Annotated in this window: 1 pseudogene; it reads left to right on the top strand. The window is 50.0% G+C overall.

The window, feature by feature from the left end:
• A pseudogene (gene silS, locus BV390_RS30415) lies at positions 1–648 on the top strand (copper/silver sensor histidine kinase SilS); the annotation flags it as partial.

The following is a 648-nucleotide window of genomic DNA, read 5'->3' as shown; positions in this document are numbered from 1 at the left end:
GGCAGTGAATTCAGCAGATTTTAGCGAGCACAGCCGCGCACGGGATGTCTTTCTCTGGACGGTGGAGGATCCTGCGGGACCGATGGATACCGGGTCCGAAATGAAGATGGAAACATACAGGATTATCGCCTCCTCTGGTCAGGCGATATTTCAGGGCAAACAGCAGAACTATGTCATGCTGACTGGCCTATCCATTAATTTCCATCTCCATTACCTCGATGCGCTGAAAAAGAACCTGATTGCGATTGCCGTCGTGATAAGCCTGTTGATTGTTCTGATCATTCGAATCGCTGTCCGTCAGGGGCACCTGCCCCTTCGTAATGTCAGCAATGCCATTAAAAACATCACCTCCGAGAATCTTGATGCGCGACTGGAACCGACACGCGTTCCCATTGAGCTGGAGCAACTGGTTATCTCGTTCAATCATATGATTGGAAAGATTGAGGATGTCTTTACCCGCCAGGCCAATTTCTCTGCCGATATCGCGCATGAGATCAGAACGCCCATCACCAATCTGGTGACGCAGACTGAAATCGCACTGAGTCAGGATCGAACACAGAGGGAACTTGAGGATGTCCTCTATTCCAGTCTTGAAGAGTATAACCGGATGACCAAAATGGTCAGCGATATGCTGTTCCTGGCACAGGC

The organism is Klebsiella sp. YJ, from assembly GCF_002108615.1.
GTDB lineage: Bacteria > Pseudomonadota > Gammaproteobacteria > Enterobacterales > Enterobacteriaceae > Klebsiella > Klebsiella planticola.
This window is presented reverse-complemented; position numbering and strand designations above follow the sequence as displayed.